Genomic DNA, 456 nt, shown 5'->3' with positions numbered 1-456 from the left:
AGCAGGGCCAGGGGCCGACCGCGATCCTCGCCCTGTCCGGGGGCGGGGCCAACGGGGCCTATGGCGCGGGCGTGCTGGTGGGGTGGACCCAGAGCGGCCGGCGGCCAGACTTCCGCATCGTCACGGGGGTGAGCACCGGCGCCCTGGCCGCGCCGTTCGCCTTCCTCGGCCCGTCCTGGGACCCGCAACTGGCCGCCGCCTATTCCGACGGCGGGGCCAAGGACATCCTGGCCTGGCGGCAACTGGCGACCTTCGCCTCGCCCAGCCTCTACAGCAGCTCGGCCCTGCGCAAGCTGGTCGACAAGGCCGTGACGCCGCAACTGCTGGCGGCCATCGCCGCCGAGCACGACAAGGGCCGGCGACTGCTGGTGGCGACCCCCAACCTCGACAGCGAGGAGACGGTGATCTGGGACATGGGCCTGATCGCCAGGCAGGGCGGGGAGCAGGGCCTGAACC

1 protein-coding gene is annotated in these 456 nt (G+C 73.5%); it reads left to right on the top strand.

The annotated features are described in order from the left end of the window. On the top strand, positions 1–456 hold a 456-nt coding region (locus AB4070_RS18560; RefSeq protein ID WP_441981405.1), incomplete at both ends, for a patatin-like phospholipase family protein.

Origin of the sequence: Microbacterium sp. 2RAF4, assembly GCF_052115285.1 — a bacterium.
GTDB lineage: Bacteria > Actinomycetota > Actinomycetes > Actinomycetales > Microbacteriaceae > Microbacterium > Microbacterium oxydans.
The sequence above is the reverse complement of the archived record's forward strand: the minus strand, read 5'-3'. Positions and strand labels throughout refer to the sequence as shown.